General features: G+C 62.8%; 1 protein-coding gene. It reads left to right on the top strand.

The window, feature by feature from the left end; translation table 11 throughout:
* Window positions 1-102: 102 nt before the first annotated feature.
* The coding region (locus SB771_RS33590) for a DUF2946 family protein (protein WP_410721866.1) at window positions 103-401 on the top strand (299 nt) is incomplete at its 3' end.

The following is a 401-nucleotide window of genomic DNA, read 5'->3' as shown; positions in this document are numbered from 1 at the left end:
CTGGTCGCGAATCTGATCGTGATGCTCACTTACTACCGGGTTCTGGAACGCAAGTACACCAGAAGCCTGGGTTAATTCATCGGCCCGCCGAGTGAGAACATCATGGGAAAGAACGGACCCATCGCGCTGATTTTCCACACGCTCGTCATTGCGTTCGTGCTCGCGCCGCTCGTGAGCCAACTGGTTGCCGCGCATCAGGCGCAGCAGCCCGACGCCGCGCTGTGCTCGGCGCTGCAACCCGCATCGGCGGCGCCGCATCTTTCGCACGACGACGCATTCGGCGCCTGCGGCTATTGCAACCTGCTCGAACATCATGTGGCGATGCCGTCTATCGCGGTGCCCGCGCTCACGCTCGGCTTCGCGATCGCCGGCAACTTCGAGGATGCGATCTACGCGTGGCG

This window comes from Burkholderia sp. SIMBA_051 (assembly GCF_046534915.1).
Lineage (GTDB): Bacteria > Pseudomonadota > Gammaproteobacteria > Burkholderiales > Burkholderiaceae > Burkholderia > Burkholderia ambifaria.
This window is presented reverse-complemented; position numbering and strand designations above follow the sequence as displayed.